The organism is Methanothermobacter marburgensis str. Marburg, from assembly GCF_000145295.1.
Lineage (GTDB): Archaea > Methanobacteriota > Methanobacteria > Methanobacteriales > Methanothermobacteraceae > Methanothermobacter > Methanothermobacter marburgensis.
The window spans coordinates 499,830-515,075 of record NC_014408.1; the positions used below are offsets into that span (position 1 = coordinate 499,830).

At 48.8% G+C, this 15,246-nt stretch carries 16 protein-coding genes and 1 pseudogene; 6 read left to right on the forward strand and 11 right to left on the reverse strand.

Annotated elements, in window-relative coordinates; genetic code table 11:
* Window positions 1-42: 42 nt before the first annotated feature.
* The 4 genes from MTBMA_RS02695 to MTBMA_RS02710 all read right to left on the reverse strand — a co-directional run bounded on the left by MTBMA_RS02695 (window position 43) and on the right by MTBMA_RS02710 (window position 4,453).
* Window positions 43-2,364, reverse strand: a complete 2,322-nt coding sequence (locus MTBMA_RS02695; RefSeq protein ID WP_013295364.1) for an FmdE family protein — start codon at window positions 2,362-2,364, stop codon at window positions 43-45.
* Window positions 2,365-2,648: 284 nt separating this feature from the next.
* Entirely contained in the window at window positions 2,649-3,122 is a 474-nt protein-coding gene (locus tag MTBMA_RS02700; RefSeq protein ID WP_231855385.1) for a hypothetical protein, read from the reverse strand.
* Between the two features lie 169 nt (window positions 3,123-3,291).
* Window positions 3,292-3,975 carry a radical SAM protein gene (locus MTBMA_RS02705; RefSeq protein ID WP_013295366.1) on the reverse strand — a complete coding sequence of 228 codons (684 nt, stop codon included), beginning with the start codon at window positions 3,973-3,975 and terminating at the stop codon, window positions 3,292-3,294.
* 172 nt (window positions 3,976-4,147) lie between these two features.
* A complete protein-coding gene (locus MTBMA_RS02710) occupies window positions 4,148-4,453 on the reverse strand; it encodes a DUF2769 domain-containing protein (protein WP_013295367.1) in 306 nt (101 codons plus the stop codon).
* Window positions 4,454-4,678: 225 nt separating this feature from the next.
* On the opposite strand from MTBMA_RS02710, the gene MTBMA_RS02715 reads away from it, so the two are divergent.
* The 3 genes from MTBMA_RS02715 to aqpM are packed head-to-tail and all read left to right on the forward strand — an operon-like array spanning window position 4,679 to window position 7,161.
* Window positions 4,679-6,178 carry a DUF2193 domain-containing protein gene (locus MTBMA_RS02715; protein WP_013295368.1) on the forward strand — a complete coding sequence of 500 codons (1,500 nt, stop codon included), beginning with the start codon at window positions 4,679-4,681 and terminating at the stop codon, window positions 6,176-6,178.
* A 31-nt stretch (window positions 6,179-6,209) separates the two neighbouring features.
* Window positions 6,210-6,419 carry a DUF2180 family protein gene (locus MTBMA_RS02720; RefSeq protein ID WP_013295369.1) on the forward strand — a complete coding sequence of 70 codons (210 nt, stop codon included), beginning with the start codon at window positions 6,210-6,212 and terminating at the stop codon, window positions 6,417-6,419.
* A gap of 1 nt (window position 6,420) precedes the next feature.
* A complete protein-coding gene (aqpM, locus tag MTBMA_RS02725) occupies window positions 6,421-7,161 on the forward strand; it encodes an aquaporin AqpM (protein WP_013295370.1) in 741 nt (246 codons plus the stop codon).
* A 78-nt stretch (window positions 7,162-7,239) separates the two neighbouring features.
* Here the strand turns inward: aqpM and MTBMA_RS09185 are convergent, their stop codons facing one another.
* The 4 genes and pseudogenes from MTBMA_RS09185 to MTBMA_RS02740 form a co-directional block, all read right to left on the reverse strand.
* Entirely contained in the window at window positions 7,240-7,905 is a 666-nt protein-coding gene (locus MTBMA_RS09185) for an MFS transporter (RefSeq protein ID WP_238523414.1), read from the reverse strand.
* Between the two features lie 198 nt (window positions 7,906-8,103).
* A pseudogene (locus MTBMA_RS09190) lies at window positions 8,104-8,583 on the reverse strand (MFS transporter); the annotation flags it as partial.
* A gap of 165 nt (window positions 8,584-8,748) precedes the next feature.
* Window positions 8,749-10,608 (reverse strand): glutamate synthase-related protein, encoded by a 1,860-nt coding sequence (locus MTBMA_RS02735; RefSeq protein ID WP_013295373.1) that lies wholly within the window; start codon window positions 10,606-10,608, stop codon window positions 8,749-8,751.
* Window positions 10,609-10,617: 9 nt separating this feature from the next.
* Window positions 10,618-11,286 carry a GltB/FmdC/FwdC-like GXGXG domain-containing protein gene (locus MTBMA_RS02740; RefSeq protein ID WP_013295374.1) on the reverse strand — a complete coding sequence of 223 codons (669 nt, stop codon included), beginning with the start codon at window positions 11,284-11,286 and terminating at the stop codon, window positions 10,618-10,620.
* 149 nt (window positions 11,287-11,435) lie between these two features.
* Between MTBMA_RS02740 and MTBMA_RS02745 the strand changes: the two genes are divergently transcribed.
* On the forward strand, window positions 11,436-11,984 hold the full coding sequence (locus tag MTBMA_RS02745; protein ID WP_013295375.1) for an ArsR family transcriptional regulator: 549 nt from the start codon (window positions 11,436-11,438) through the stop codon (window positions 11,982-11,984).
* A gap of 104 nt (window positions 11,985-12,088) precedes the next feature.
* On the opposite strand, the gene MTBMA_RS02750 is transcribed toward MTBMA_RS02745, so the two are convergent.
* Complete coding sequence (locus MTBMA_RS02750) at window positions 12,089-12,310, reverse strand: hypothetical protein (RefSeq protein WP_013295376.1); 222 nt, start codon at window positions 12,308-12,310, stop codon at window positions 12,089-12,091.
* A gap of 160 nt (window positions 12,311-12,470) precedes the next feature.
* On the opposite strand from MTBMA_RS02750, the gene MTBMA_RS02755 reads away from it, so the two are divergent.
* The gene (locus MTBMA_RS02755) at window positions 12,471-12,851 is read left to right on the forward strand and encodes a hypothetical protein (RefSeq protein ID WP_013295377.1); all 381 of its coding nucleotides are present in this window, start codon (window positions 12,471-12,473) and stop codon (window positions 12,849-12,851) included.
* Window positions 12,852-12,996: 145 nt separating this feature from the next.
* Window positions 12,997-13,563, forward strand: coding sequence for a zinc dependent phospholipase C family protein (locus MTBMA_RS02760; protein WP_013295378.1), 567 nt, complete (start codon window positions 12,997-12,999; stop codon window positions 13,561-13,563).
* Between the two features lie 58 nt (window positions 13,564-13,621).
* On the opposite strand, the gene MTBMA_RS02765 is transcribed toward MTBMA_RS02760, so the two are convergent.
* Together MTBMA_RS02765 and MTBMA_RS02770 are read right to left on the reverse strand one after the other, a co-directional pair.
* Complete coding sequence (locus tag MTBMA_RS02765; RefSeq protein WP_013295379.1) at window positions 13,622-14,098, reverse strand: VIT1/CCC1 transporter family protein; 477 nt, start codon at window positions 14,096-14,098, stop codon at window positions 13,622-13,624.
* Between the two features lie 13 nt (window positions 14,099-14,111).
* Window positions 14,112-15,239 (reverse strand): TIGR04083 family peptide-modifying radical SAM enzyme, encoded by a 1,128-nt coding sequence (locus MTBMA_RS02770; RefSeq protein WP_013295380.1) that lies wholly within the window; start codon window positions 15,237-15,239, stop codon window positions 14,112-14,114.
* Window positions 15,240-15,246: the final 7 nt, after the last annotated feature.

Sequence of the window (15,246 nt, forward strand, 5' to 3'; positions counted from 1 at the left end):
TAACAGGGAGTGATGATATAAAAAATAGAAAAAAGAGGACTTTCACTTTCCAGCTCCGCCCCTCACGAAACCGAAGGCCACGAGGCCAGCGGCCACAAGGACACCCACGATACCATAAACGTACCATGAGGAGTCAGCGCCGCCAGAAGTGGAGGTTGCGTTTGTAACCTCATAGGCCCTCTTAGCCTCCATGGGAGAATCCTCTGAAACCTCAGATGCCGCATTCACATCAGCCGGCGAAGCAGTATGCTCAGCACCCGGCGTGTAATCTGCATGGCCTGCGGTACCATGGGAACCTGAGGGTAAACCCCCGGTTGAACCACCTGTGGAGCCGCCTGGAATGCCGGGTACTCCTCCCTGGTTTCCGTTCTGGCTTCCGCCATTGTTCACCGGGATGAGGTCTTCACGTGTCCTGTTTGCTGGGATGCTGAATATGTACTGGAGCGCATTCATGGACCCTGTACCCCCTGAGAGGAGTATGTTGAGTTCTTCCCTGTTTATGAATCGCTCAGCCGCTTTACTGACCGTCGGCAGGGCTATCAGGTTAGGTGATGAGTAGTCGTGCTTGTAGAGCCTGATATATTCCTCGTACATGTTGGATCCGGCTGCGAAGCGTGGGCCCTGCCAGGTGATTATTGCAACCCTTCCTGTGTTGGTCTTCTCATCCCATACCACTATGTAGCCCACCATTCCATTCATACCGCCCTCTGTCTCGAGCCTTGTCTCCTCAGTTGTCAGCCTCTGGTTGGAGTAGGTTCCCTGTCCAGCTGAAACCCCCAGGAGCATGAAGAGGATGTCATCCTTACAGTTGTCCAGTGTTGTAACGTAGATGTACTTCTCGTTCTCACCCCGGGGATAATTCTGGAATATGTAGTCTGCTATGAGGTAACCGGGTGAGCTTCCACCACAGACATGGTTGTGGAAGAGCCAGCCCATTAGCACGTCGAATGGCGGATCATAGGGGAGTACCTCCTGGATTATGTAATTCGCTGAACTCTGAACAGTGAATGTTCCTGTTGTGAGGTTGTAGTACATTGACCTGATTATCTTCTGGGTCCCGTTGATTAGGCAGAAGTCGAACTTCAGCTGACCCCAGAGCGGTGCATGGACAGGCAGGAGTGTCTTTCTGCTTAACCTTGATCCCAGCACATCGAATATTCCATCCCATACAGCGCCTGTGTCCTGGCCGTTGATCCTCACATAACCTGCGGATGTCAGCACGAAAAGGTGGTAGTCATCCTTCTCAAGGTTTATACCCATTGCCCTGAAGAGCTCCACGGCCTTCTCGGCTGCAAGGCGCCCGATGTTTTTGAGGTCACCGTAGGTGAGGTTTCCTGTAATGTATGTCCTGTTTGCCGGTGTTGCATTCACAAGGTTTGTCTGGTTCAGTATGTAGTTGAGGTCGAGTCCGGCTGCACTGATGGTTGTGTTACCCTTGGTGGGTTCATATCCCATGATATAGTTGACCTGGTCCTGTGTGAGGTTGTCGAATGCGTAGAGGATCTTCACAAGTGATTCGGGACTTGTTGTGAGTTTTTTAACTGCCCATGCATTGAACTTGAGTTCAGAGACCGCCGTGGCTTTTGTTTCCTGTTTGTATTTGTTTATCAGTTCCTGCTGACTGTAGGCCATTATTATGAGGGTTCCTGTCTTTGTCTTTGAGTTCCACCTGATGAATCCAACAATATTGGTGTCCGCCGTTGTGTTGAAACCAACGTAGGCCCTCTTACCTGGTGTTGCGTCCATGGCGTATATGAATACGTCATCGTCTGATCCACCGGGCACACCAACAACCTGGTAACTGACACCCTCCAGTGGAAGTCCGAATTCATTGGTTGCAGGGTAGTATTTTAGGAGTGTCTCTATCATTGCGTATCCGCTGATGGTACCGAGGCAGACGTGTCCATGGAATGCCGCCTCCCTGAGTATGTCAGGTGATAGTCCTATTGCCCATGCGTTTGCAAGGCTTGCTATGGGGAATGTGTCGCTTCCGAGTTTTTTCTGGAGTGCCTGGTACTGTGTGAGTGTCATGTTCTGTGACACGGTTCCAACGTAGAGTGGTGTCATGCTGGCGTTTTTGAAGTATGCCACTATGAGGTCGTTTCCCTTCCTTACGATGAATGCGAAGTCCAGGGGGTCGAGGCGTGTTTTTCTGAGCATCAGAAGGTTACCCTTCCCGTAGCTCACTCTACCGCGGGCCTGGTTGAGTATGCCCTCAAGGACATCCTCTGATGTCTGGTTCCTGTAGTATGCTGTTCCGGCTGTTGTTATAACCAGGACATCACCTGTTTTTGTTAAGTTCAGTATCTTGTCAGCCTTCCTGGTGATCTCCCTTCCCAGTCTGTAGGCGTCTGTGGCGTTCATCCTGAGGGAGAGGTAAGCAGCGTATTTTGTCCCGTAGTCTGTGAGCTGGAATGTGTGTGAGAGTTCCCTGTAACCGGGGGCCCTGACCTTTATGGTGAACCGTGTGGTGTTTGTGATGTTCCCGTAGGTGAAGAGGATCTTTGTTATGTTGGCTGCCGGGTCAAAGGTCCTTGTGAAGTTGATCCTTGTTCCGTTTTCGTCTGTGACTTCCTGTATGTCAGGGTTTATCTGGCTGTTGTCGTCGGCATACTCGTATAAATGAATTTGTGATTATTGTCACAAAATCAGGTTGATGTGTAGATGAGGGTTGTTGAGTATGTGCCTGGATCCGTGTATGTAGGCACAGTTATGTAAAGGCTGAGTGGAACACTTGAGGATCCTATAAATCCAGAATATGTCATTATGACCTGGTTGGAGGTTGTAAATGGCCTCTTGCTTAGGCTTGGTGTGCTGAACTTAAAATTGGAGAGGGGTATCGTGAGTGAACTGTTGGCTGTATTTACAAGGTTGCCTGATGCCCTTACAGAGAGGGTATCACCACCGGCGATTATGTAGTTTACAGTTGCTGTTACAGCGTCGGGGTAGCTCCTCTCAATCCCATCAGGGGGTACCGTTCCAAGGCTGATGGTGGATGGCTCAACGGTTACTGATGACCACAGTGAAAGTGGCTGCACCACACCCCCACGGGGAGTTGAAGTGTTATTCACTGATGAATTGTTTCCAGTCTCATTGACCGCAGCTGCAGTGAAGACACCCATAACCAGCAAGAATAATACCATAACCGGAATCAGCGCTTTTCTCATAAGATCCCCAACCTACTGTCAATATAAAAGGCGCAGCATTTATATATTTTTTGATTTTAATCTCAGAGGAGTACATCTGATGGAGCATCGCCTGTTCAGATGTTTTCCAGGATCATCGTTTTCCTTAGATGTGGTCCAGGACCATCCTTCTCCTCTTATGCCTCCGGAAGTCCAGTGATGTTGAGACACTGCTGAGGTACTTCCTGCTTATCTCCGCAGCCCTCACTATTTCATCATCCCTGGGCCGCCGGGCACCCAGGCTGTTGTTGTAGCCAACATAACCGGTTATGCGGTAGGGAACGTCCCACTCTGAGAGGAACTCCGCGATTTTTTCAATCTCATCAACATCCACGATTCCAGGGATGAGGACAGTTGAGACCTCCAGTTTACCTGAACCTGTGAGTTCCTCTATACACTCAAGGACAGACCTGTTTGATCTTCCTGTGAGCTGCAGGTGTTTCTCATCATCGAGTGCCTTGAGGTCAACGTGGACCTCGTGGAATGTACTCTTCCTCAGGATTTCCCACCGTGTGCCGTTGGTTGAGATGGTCACATGGAGGTCCCTGCTGAGGGCCTCTGTGAATTCAGGCAGGTCCCTCTGCAGTGTGGGCTCACCACCGGCTATGAGCACACTGTCTATACCCTCCTCTGAACTGATCCTCAGGACCCGGTCTGCTATCCTCTCCGCATCATACTCCCTGCAGTTTCGTGGGGTGAAGAAGCAGTACCTGCACCTGAGGTTGCAGGTGGGTGTGAGCACGGTTATGATGTCACTTACGGATATGTGTGATAGCTGGATATGTTTCACCTCGGAGGTATACTATGATGTCACTTACAGACATCTCTGATGTACAAATAAATTTCAACTCAAATTCATGGTTTATTGCTGTTGTGGTATATATGTGGCGGTCCAGATCCTGCATTTCTGCTCATCTTTCCACACCAGGGAACCAACTTCATTATACATCTATATTACGAAGTTACCTTTCTCTGACACAGAAGTACTCAGATACCTCATCCTCAGATAACCTGTGCTCACGCCAGACCTCACACCCACTGCAGAGGCATTCCTCATGGGGATCTATATCCCTGCAAATGGCTTTACCTGTGGAACAGTAGACCCCTGGAACCCTGTCGGTGTCCATGCGCATGGCACTGTCAAGGTCCTGCTGGGTTATGAGGAGCATTATCTTCTTCTTATCTGCCACGCACTGACTCCTGCTCTGCACGGGACACTCAAGGCAGAGGCACCTTCTGATGTTTTCCATACTGAAGTCAACCTGCATGCCATCACCGTAACGGTATATGTGTCTGCTACCACTTCATATTTACCCCAACTCCAAAAATTTTAATTAATAATCATTATAAACTGAAATTTTTTCAGAGAACAACATTTATTTAAAACTTTTGTCTTGTAACTTTTAGAAAGTGATATTAATGAAGGTGATCTATTTAATGAATGTGGTCAAACGGGGACTGATCCGGGAGACCTTTCTACCGAAGGTGATCTAATGGCTGAGTTATATGAGAAAATGGTAAAAGAGGCCATGATGGCCCAGAAAGCCGATGTGGAAACCATAAAAAAGAACAGGGGAAAGGAGTTTAAAATAAAGGATACAAAGGCCTACCTGGACGTTGTGCAGGACATGAAGGCTGTCGGAGAACAGAGCGAGGCGGTGATAAACCTGCACAAGGACTCAGTGAAGGCCCACTATGAGATACTTGACAGCCTTACAGACACCATAAGACCAGAGGATGACCCCTTCGTTGAACACTACCAGACACCCGTGGTCCTGGAGATACTGAGGGACGAGGACAGTGAATTTGAGAAGAGCCTTGAGGCATTCATAGATGCAATAGGAAGGGCAGAGGCCCTCATAGGAAGGGAGGCAATAAGAAGGTATGGAGGATTCTATGGACCAACCTGTGTGGTTGACTTCGCCCTCATGCCAGGAAGCACAAGCAACGTGGTGAACAGGATCCTCACTGAAACAGACATACCCGAGATGCACAAACAGGCGATCCTCTCAGCAAAGTCATGGGGTATGAACACCTCCTATGGTATTGGAGAGGTATTCGCAAATGAGATCGAAAACGGGGCAACCGCTGCAGAGGCGGCAGAGAAGGAAATAGAGATGGTGAAATACATCTACCAGGAACCTGTTGAGGCACAGGCAAAACTCATGGACGATCATGGACACGAGTCCTTCGATGTGAGGGAGTACATGTCCCGCTACAGGAAGGAGATGGAGGGGACGGTGAAGGCCGCCATTGATGATGGGGTGCACTACGGCAACATACTCACGGTACCGGCGTACTGCGTCGGTGACATATCACACCACATAGCCCAGTCCACCTACAACATGTGCAAGGATGATGTGGTGATGGCCATAATCGAGGCAACAACAGGGGTTATGGAAAGCACACTTAACAGTGCAGTCAGCTCATTTAAGAGCGAATATGATGTGCTGAGCCTTGCAACAGGTTCATCTGCATGTGCAGTTGAGTACATACTTGAACTCGACGGATTCAATGCAATCGGTGTTGTTGACCTCCTCACCAAGAGGTTCCACAACTATGTCCAGTTATACCCCACAAGGGGGGCTGCAGCAGAGCTCCACAACAGTGACTTCATGGACATGATATACCGTGGATGGACCCACCTGGATGAGGCAAGGAGGATGCTAAACGGAGCAGAGGGCCCACTTGAGCCAATGGTCGCTGGACATAAGGTTGACCTCTCACCGATACATGAAAACGAGGTTATAATGAACCCGCAGCGCTACACATACCCTGCCTGTGCAATAACCGTGAGGTTCTCAGCCCTCATGAGACTTGCCGATTACCCATGCCTCCTTACAAGTGAACCTGTAACAGCAACCCTCATGACCAACATAATCGCACTCCATAAGGAGAGCGCAGCATCACCTGCAAGGACCTGTAAGAACTGTGCAGCGGCAGCACTTGTGGACTTCAGGCACAACCACTGCCAGTGGAGAGAGGCTGTATAGCCTTAAAACACTTCTTTTTTCGGGTGATGGTATGAAATGCTATGTATGTGCAGAGCAGGGAAAGGATACCGATGCTGTGGCCATATGCATTGTCTGCGGTATGGGCCTCTGCACAGAACACGCAATACGTGAGGAAACAGAGGTATGGAGTGGCGGCTACCCCTTCCCGGCAGAGAAGGTTCAGGGCACCCTGCCAAGGATACTCTGCCCCTACTGCTACAACCTCATGAAGGAGGACTAGCATGGTATCCCTTACAAAAAGGTGCATCGCCGAGTTTATAGGGACCTTCATTCTTGTGTTTTTTGGGGCGGGGTCAGCCGCGGTGACACTGATGATAGCATCTGGTGGTACATCCCCCAACCCATTCAATATTGGAATAGGGCTCCTTGGGGGACTCGGGGACTGGGTTGCAATAGGTCTCGCCTTTGGTTTTGCAATAGCTGCCAGCATATATGCCCTGGGAAACATCTCGGGCTGCCACATAAACCCGGCAGTTACCATAGGGTTATGGTCTGTTAAGAAGTTCCCTGGACGTGAAGTCGTACCCTACATCATTGCACAGCTCCTTGGAGCTGCATTCGGGAGCTTCATATTCCTCCAGTGTGCTGGTATAGGAGCGGCCACCGTTGGTGGGCTGGGGGCAACAGCACCATTTCCTGGGATCAGCTACTGGCAGGCAATGCTTGCAGAGGTGGTTGGTACATTCCTCCTCATGATCACAATAATGGGTATTGCAGTTGATGAGAGGGCCCCTAAGGGATTCGCAGGGATCATAATTGGTCTCACGGTTGCCGGTATAATCACAACACTGGGTAACATAAGTGGAAGTTCACTGAACCCGGCACGTACCTTTGGCCCCTACCTCAATGACATGATCTTTGCAGGCACTAACCTCTGGAACTACTACCCCATCTACGTCATAGGGCCCATTGTGGGGGCGGTTCTTGCAGCACTCACCTACCAGTATCTCACATCGGAATAACCCAAACTTTTAATTTTTTTAGTAGCAGTAATCACGCGTATATGGTTTCTAAAAAACTTTTTTGATTAATAGAATTACCTAAAGGTTCCTTTTCATGGTAGCAAGCTGTTCTTCCCTTCTCTTGAGGCGTGTTGATAGGAGGAAGATGGTCATGGCGACAAACACAAGGAGAAGGAATGAATACCTGTAACCACCGGTTCCTCCAATGGATGCCACAACACCCCCGATCATGGCACCACCCACCAGCTGACCAGCACTTGAAAGTATATTCAGGAGGGCCTGGCCGGAGGCCCTGTGTTCAGGGGGAGCCTCAGAAAGCATTATGTACCTCAGGGGGGCCCCTATAACTGTTATGAGGCCAAGGCCCATGAGAACCTCGGCCAGTATGAAGAGTCCCAAGGTGGATGATAGAAGGGCCATCATCAGGCACCCAGTTATAAGTATGAGGCTACCTGAGACCATCACGGTCCTTGACCCCACCCTGTCAAGCAGGAAACCGATAACAGGTGCCCCAAGGGCCATTGTCATCACAAATGGAAGTAAACTGAAACTGGCCATTGATTCTGATAGTGAAAGGGCCAGGAGGGCATAGCTTGGTATGAAGACGATGGCCGACTGTGACAGGCCATTGCCTGCAGATATTGCAGTTGCAATTCTGACCTCCCTTTCCCTGAGTAGGTCCACCTGTATTATGGGATCCCGGGCGCTGTTTTCAACACGCCAGAGGATGGGTAGAAGTGCCATGGCGATTAAAAGGGGAAGTGAAACGATTGGTCTTGTGATGCTTCCCGGGATATCTGCTGTATTAAGCTGGTTTATGCCAATGGCCAGTGATGTTACAAGGACGGCGAGTATGATGGTCCCCAGGACATCAAAACCACCCTCATCATCCTTAACCGTGACGGGGAGTATGAAGAATCCTGCTATAACAATGATGGCTGCCACCGGGATATTGATGAGGAACAGCCACTCCCACCCGTAGGGGAGTATGAAACCTGCAAGCACGGGACCTGCTATTGATGAGAAACCGAATACCGATCCGATGATACCGAGCGCCCTGCCGCGGCTCTCAGGGGGGAACGTGTCCCCTATGAATGCACTTGCAACAGGGAAGATACCCCCGGCACCGAATCCCTGAAGTTATCTTCCGAGGATGAGAAGGGGATATGATGGTGATAACGCTGTTATGGCGGATCCCGTTGTAAAGAGGGTTATGTCAAGGATGTAAATGTTTCTCCGACCGTACCTGTCTGAGAGCTTTGCCATGACAGGTGTTCCCACCATGAAGAAAAGTATGTATGATGCAAACATCCAGGATGCAAGGCGGGGGTCCACATGGAATGATTTTTCAATTGCAGGAAGCGCCGGGCCGATTATTCCTATATCGAGCGCCCCCATGAAGACCCCTGCAAAGAGCAGCACCAGATTATGTTCCTGCTTTTTGTGTCCATGTGAACTATTCAGTGTTCAACCGATAAATCCTTTATCAATTTCAGCGGGAAAAGAAAGTTTCTTGGAATTTTGTGGTTTAGGGTTTGTGAAAAAGAACTTTGGGGATTTTTGAAAAGGAAAAGGTTTCAGCGAATCTCACTGGTTTATGAGTTTAAGTCCAGTGATCTCCGCTGTGTTGGTGTCCAGTGCACGCAGGTCATCAGGGCTGAATTTCCTTATGTCGTCGTGGCCTGCAAGCTGTGCCAGCATCTTGGCCTCCTCGGTCATGGACTTTATGTAGTTGGCAACCCTTCTGGCAGCAAGGTCCACGTCCATCCTTTTCCTGAGGACAGGGTCCTGTGTTGCCACACCAACAGGGCACTTACCTGTGTAGCACATGCGGCAGGCACGGCATCCCATGGCGATCATTGCACCTGTACCGATGTAGACCGCATCTGCACCCATTGCCATGGCCTTGGCAACGTCGGCACCGCTCCTGATACCGCCGGTTATGATGAGGTCAACCTCATCCTTGAGTCCGATGTCATTGAGACCGTTAACTGCCTGCACAAGGGCTGCGAGGGTTGGAACACCTGTATGCTCTATAACAACCTCAGGTGCAGCACCTGTTCCACCCTCCATTCCATCAACTGAGATCACATCTGCCCCGGCCTCGGCTGCGATCTGGACGTCCTCGTAGACCCTTCCAGGTCCAAGTTTGACAACAATTGGAACCCTCCAGTCGGTGACCTCCCTGAGGAGTTCTATGTGCTTTGCAAGGTCGCCCTCCCTTGTGGCGTCAAGGAAACGGGCAGGGCTGAGGGCGTCTGTTCCTTCGGGTATTCCACGGATCTTTGCAACCTCAGGGCTTACCTTCTCTGCCAGGAGGTGCCCACCCATCCCTGGCTTTGCGCCCTGCCCTATCTTGACCTCTATTGCATCTGCCACGTTGAGGTAGTCTGAGGATACACCGAAGCGGCCGCTGGAGTACTGTACCATGAGGTTATCTGCAAGTTCCCTTTCCTCGGGTAGCATTCCGCCCTCACCTGTGTTGGCGCAGGATCCCACGAGGGATGTGCCCTTGGCCATGGCCAGTTTGCTCTCCTTGCTGAGGGCACCGAAGGACATACCCGCAATGAGTACAGGGGTCTGGAGGACCAGTGGTTCCTCTGCAAATCTGTCACCAAGCACCACGCTGGTGTTGCAGGGCTCCCTGTACTTGTCAACAGGGGGAATTGATGCCTGGGCAGGGAGTATTATTATATCGTCAAAGTTTGGCAGCCTCCTCTCTGTACCGAATCCCCTGAGGACATATTTACCTGCCTTGGATGTGTACCTGATATCTGCAATTGTCCTTGGGTCCCATATGCTTCCTGCGCCTGTTGGCAGGAGAACAGGGCATGCTGCAAGACATGATCCGCACATTATACACTTGGTCTTATCTATCTCGGCATGGTCCTCAACAATCTCTATTGCGTCTGTGGGACAGACGATTTCGCAGGTACCACAGAATACACACAGTCCCTGTGTTGCTGCTGCAAGGTCTGATGATGGTGATGAGGGCGTTATGGATGATGTGGTGGGTTTTTTGATTTCAAAGCCCCTCTGGATGTCGTTGACGTACTCCATAACGTCAAGGGCCTCCAGGCAGCCCTGTTCACAGGCAGCCACACATGCAGGTGTATCACCGGGGCTTTCCATGCACTGCTGGTCACACTTAACCATCCCATCATCTGTGTATGTTATTGCACCTATTGGGCACATGAGCATGCAGAGTTTGCAGCCCACACATGACTCCTGGTCGATCTTCACTGCACCGTTTTCCCTCTGGATGGCATCCCTGAAGCATCCCCGTGCACATGACGGGTCAACACACTGCTGGCATACGATTGCATGGTATCCCGTGTCCATCTTGTTGAGGAATATGGCACTTCTTCCAAGGACCTCCTCACAGGCCTCCACGCACTTGTTACACCCATCACATTTTTCAGGTTCTGTTAAGAGTATCTGCACCATTTAAACCACCTAACCGTAGAATGGACGTATCTCCTTGCGCTGTATTTTTTTGAATTCCTCTGGAGAGGCGTCTATTGAGTATCTGCTGAAGAGTGATGATAGTTTGTTCAGATCATCCCTTTCAGGTTCCAGGACCTTTGCATTGGTTCCGGTTTCGAAGTCTCCAGCAACGTATATGTTGCCGCCAATTATCCAGTCACCTATATCTTTACCGGTGTCCCCTGTTATTATGAGGTCTCCGCTCAGCATGTAGAGACCTGCAAGGTCACCTATGTCCCCATCGATTATGATCACACCGCCCTTGTTGAGCTGCCCGATTCCGTCACCTGCGTCTCCATGGATCACTATTGTTCCGTTGTAGGTTCCAAAACCCACACCATCGTCTGCATCTCCGTGGACGATTATCTCCCCTGCGGTCATGTTGTTGCCAACGTATCTCCCGGTTTTTCCATGAATCTCTATCTTTGGTCCGTGGTTGAGTGCCCCAACGAAGTCACCGAACCTTCCACTGAGGATGAACTCTGCTTCCTCCCTTATCCCCACAACAATGGAGTCCAGTTCAGCGTTGCTCTCTATGCTGAATTTCTTTATGTTATCCCTCAGCCCTTCCTTTATCTTCCTGTTGATGTCCCTTGTTGAGAGATCATCACCTGCGATTTTCATCTCCTGAACAGTCATCTAACATCCCCTGTTGTTTAATGTTCTTTGATGAACATTTTCCACATATCATAATTTAAGGATTCCCATTTCTGGAAATCAGACATATACGATTATATATTATGATGAGATTAGTATCTATTATACTGAGATCTGTAAATGGTGATGGTATGAAGACGCTTGTGAGTAACCTGCGGGGAAGGTGCCTCTTTGATGTGGCTGTGAAGGCCCAGATAGATGGGCTGATATCGGTACAGGCAGAGGACTTCAATGATACATGTCTCGAGAAATTCATAAAGGGAGGTATTATTCGGGTTGAGGGGCGAAACCCCATTGAGGCCGCCAGAAAGATAGCAGAGGTCATAAGGGGTGCTAAAAAGCATGGGGAGGTCTATGTTGCATTCGATGGAAGTGACCTTGGTGGCCTACTCTCATTTTTAGCCCACCGTGAGGGGGTGGATGGTATCTACACGTGCTTTGGGGATTCTGCGGTGCGTCTTCCCCCACTGAAACTTGACATATCTGATACCAGGCTCAGGATACTCGAGGCCCTTGAGGAGGAAAGCCTCAACGCGGTTTTAATTGCAAGGAAGGTCGGCATTTCAAGGGCTATGGTCTACAAGCATCTCTCTGGTCTGATGGAAATGGGGCTTGTGGAGCAGTCCCAGATGTTTGATAGATACTCCATTACAGATGCAGGTAAACTCGTTATAATATAATGAAGTTTAAGGTACGGGTTTACAAAAAAGGAGTTGGTTTGCGAATCAACTTACAAAAAAAAGGAGGTTTGATTTGAAGTTTGCGGTTATTACCAGAAAAATGTTTATTCCATTGGGTATCCAACCCTGAGCCTGTAGGATGCCTTTTCACTTATAAGCACAGTACCCGGCACAAAGAAGTCATCGAATTCAGCAACCTTCTGCTTCATACAGGGCTTCAACTCATCCTTGCTGGCATAGGAAGCACATTCATCACTCTCCAGTATACCCTTCCTGACAAGTTCAATGTACCTCATCTTCAGAGTTTCATCATCAAGAACGCTCATCATAATCACCAATATCTACTATATTCCAGCAATATATATATTTTTTGCAGTGCAATCTCTATGGGGTATAAGTATTTATACTACATCGGACAATACTATATACAATGTTCAGAAAAATAAATTTCTGGCATCATGATAAAAAAGAGTTAAGGGGCCTGAAATGATCAAAAGACCTTTAAATTACAGTAAAAACGAGGAGAAATATTCCATAATGTTAAAAACGGTTGTTGAACACCTCAGAGATCAGGGATACGATTTAAAGGTGAATAACGGTAAAAAGAAACTCAGACCACGTATGCTGAAAGGGTTCCTGCCTGATGTCCATGCCCTTAATGGCTCCGATGAAATTGTAGTTGAGATAAGCACCGATAATAGTGATATAAGAAAATGGAGAAGATTTGCATACACCGATGGCATCAGGTTCTGGATAGTTGCACCCTACCCAATCGCAGATTCTGTGAAAACCTGTGTTGAGACATTTTCAATACCTGCAGAGGTTTACGCATGTAACGGTACCATGGAACTCAAGCGTGTACTGTAAATTTTTTATTAATAGGGGTAGTCATCATAAAAAGTTAAGCTTCACCATAAATTTTTTTATTAATTCACACGCTATCTCACAAAAGGTTTATATGGTGAGAACCTAATTATTTCTATAAAAATTCTCTGATTACTGTGAGGTTGAGATGAGGTCTATTTTTATAGCCGCGCTCCTGATTCTTGTGGCATCACAGATTCCGGGGGCATCGGCCTGGTCTGTAAAGAATCACCATGATATTGCAGAGAGGGTCTATCATGCAATGCCCTCTGATGTTCAAACCCGCCTGAGCCTTGATGAGATGAAGAATGGGGCAGACGACCCTGACACGGTTTTCTTTGATTTTGAATATCATGTATACCCATATAACCTTGAAAAGGCCAGGTTCTGGTTAGATCAGGGAAAAATCAGCTATGATTCAGGTAACTACAGTTATGCCAGCTACTGCTATGGTGTTGCAAGCCACTATATCTCTGATGGAATCTGCGGTCCACACACATCCTCTGGATCCAGCGGGTACCTCCACACCGTCTATGAGATACGTGCAATGATGCTTGAACCTGTAATGGTTCCTGTCCCTGATGACCCTGAAATGGAGGCAATGAAACTCTGGGGTTCATGGGTTTCTGAGGGTGACGACTCATGCATATCTGGGGCACTTGACCTGGCATGCAGTGTATCCTGTAGGGAGATCATGAACTCAATAGGGTCCTGATACTGTTTTTTCTCAAATTTTGAGATTGTAGTGGTATATGGGTCTTTATAAAGTGGGTTTAGCCAAATGTTGAGGCTATCCAGTCACCTGTGTAGTGTGTTATCACTATAATCAGGATTGCCACCATGAGATGCTCACCAAGCACCCTCCAGAGGGGCGCATTCTGTGACCTTGCAATATGTACACTCAGGATACCCAGAAGTAGAAGGCCCCAGATGACTGACACTGCGATCGCAACTGTCAGGTCCAGTAAAAGAACAGGTAAGAGGAATGTGATGGCAAAGACGAATTTGCTCATGAAGGTTGCAATGGTGGACTCCCACACCTCAACTTCGCTGTGCCGGTTTTCGGACTCCTCGGCGATGTGTATGCCCATGGCATCAGAGAAGGCGTCGGCTATTGCTATTGTGAGCACACCTCCAATCACCGCAAGCCTTGAATGGGTACCTGAATGGAGTCCCACCATAAGGCCAAGGGTGGTTATTATGGCCGATGTAAGACCGAAGCTGAAGCCGGTCTTTAATGAGTGTCTCATAGTTATAACTTTATTATTTCATCATTATATCCAGCACGCCAGGTTTTGATTTCTTCTTCTGCCCTCCAAGGATTCCAGATTCAAGAAACTCCCTGTTGGCCCTCCTGTTGATTTCAGTGAAGATCATCCTGTAGGCCTGGCACTGATGGTCGACGCCATCTATCCTCCGCACTCCATTTTCGACTGTTATGGCATTGTATGGGCAGCCACCGAGGCAGTATCTGTAGAATTCACAGTCACCGCATTCATCATCAACCATTTTTCTCCAGTCATAGAGGGACCGGAGGGCATCACTTTCATTGAGATCCTCCATGCTGGGCCTGTCAGATACGTTACCCATTATGTAATCCTTCATGCCAACGAAGCGATAACAGGGGTATATGTCCCCGTAGGGGTCAACTGCAAAGGTATTCCCCACACAGTCCGCGTGTGTGCACACAACACCCCTGCGGAGGAACGCGCTCTTTGCAAAGTGGTCAATGTTCTGTATTTCGATTTCACCAAAGTGCTCAAGGTACCTCTCAAGGAGGTAGAGGAGGAGATCCCCGTACTCCTCTGCGGTTATGGCCCACTCCTCAGGGTCGGGGCTCTTGAGGGATGGGAGAGCCGGGTGGAGCTTCATGTTCATCTTATTCTCAAGGAAAAACTCGAATATATCCTCCTTTCTCCTTATGGAGTAGGAGGTGAATGTGCTTATGAAGCTCACCTTCAGACCGTGCCTCCTGGCTATCTCATAGCCCTTCATGGTTTTATCGAAGTAACCATCACCCCTCTGGTGATCATTTATTTCTCGGGGACCATCAAGGCTTGAGCCGATGGGTATGCTGTACTCTGCAAAGAGTTCTGCCAGTTCGTCGGTCATGAGCCATAGATTTGTCTGGATGGCAAATGCGGGCTTTAGAAAATCGAGTTCAGTGGATATCAGCTGCAGGGTTTTCCTGTAAAATTCGTAACCTGCAAGGAGAGGTTCTCCCCCATGGAAGGTGAAGGTGGCGGGTTCTTTTCTGAAATCCCTCAGCCATGAAACCATTTCCCTCACTGTTTCAGTGTCCATCACCTTTGAGTCCCGGTCAACACCCCAGCAGTAGCTGCAGTCGGAGGGACAGTTCATTGAGGGGATGATCATAACATGGAATGCCATTCCATCA

Excerpts from the sequence above, each read along its gene's own strand:
- MTBMA_RS02695 (WP_013295364.1), bottom strand. The coding sequence starts at position 2,364 with ATGAACGCCACAGACGCCTACAGACTGGGAAGGGAGATCACCAGGAAG.
- MTBMA_RS02700 (WP_231855385.1), bottom strand. The coding sequence starts at position 3,122 with ATGGGTGTCTTCACTGCAGCTGCGGTCAATGAGACTGGAAACAATTCA.
- MTBMA_RS02710 (WP_013295367.1), bottom strand. The coding sequence starts at position 4,453 with ATGCAGGTTGACTTCAGTATGGAAAACATCAGAAGGTGCCTCTGCCTT.
- MTBMA_RS02715 (WP_013295368.1), top strand. The coding sequence starts at position 4,679 with ATGGCTGAGTTATATGAGAAAATGGTAAAAGAGGCCATGATGGCCCAG.
- MTBMA_RS02720 (WP_013295369.1), top strand. The coding sequence starts at position 6,210 with ATGAAATGCTATGTATGTGCAGAGCAGGGAAAGGATACCGATGCTGTG.
- aqpM (WP_013295370.1), top strand. The coding sequence starts at position 6,421 with ATGGTATCCCTTACAAAAAGGTGCATCGCCGAGTTTATAGGGACCTTC.
- MTBMA_RS09185 (WP_238523414.1), bottom strand. The coding sequence starts at position 7,905 with ATGGCACTTCTACCCATCCTCTGGCGTGTTGAAAACAGCGCCCGGGAT.
- MTBMA_RS02735 (WP_013295373.1), bottom strand. The coding sequence starts at position 10,608 with ATGGTGCAGATACTCTTAACAGAACCTGAAAAATGTGATGGGTGTAAC.
- MTBMA_RS02740 (WP_013295374.1), bottom strand. The coding sequence starts at position 11,286 with ATGACTGTTCAGGAGATGAAAATCGCAGGTGATGATCTCTCAACAAGG.
- MTBMA_RS02745 (WP_013295375.1), top strand. The coding sequence starts at position 11,436 with ATGAAGACGCTTGTGAGTAACCTGCGGGGAAGGTGCCTCTTTGATGTG.
- MTBMA_RS02750 (WP_013295376.1), bottom strand. The coding sequence starts at position 12,310 with ATGAGCGTTCTTGATGATGAAACTCTGAAGATGAGGTACATTGAACTT.
- MTBMA_RS02755 (WP_013295377.1), top strand. The coding sequence starts at position 12,471 with ATGATCAAAAGACCTTTAAATTACAGTAAAAACGAGGAGAAATATTCC.
- MTBMA_RS02760 (WP_013295378.1), top strand. The coding sequence starts at position 12,997 with ATGAGGTCTATTTTTATAGCCGCGCTCCTGATTCTTGTGGCATCACAG.
- MTBMA_RS02765 (WP_013295379.1), bottom strand. The coding sequence starts at position 14,098 with ATGAGACACTCATTAAAGACCGGCTTCAGCTTCGGTCTTACATCGGCC.
- MTBMA_RS02770 (WP_013295380.1), bottom strand. The coding sequence starts at position 15,239 with ATGGCATTCCATGTTATGATCATCCCCTCAATGAACTGTCCCTCCGAC.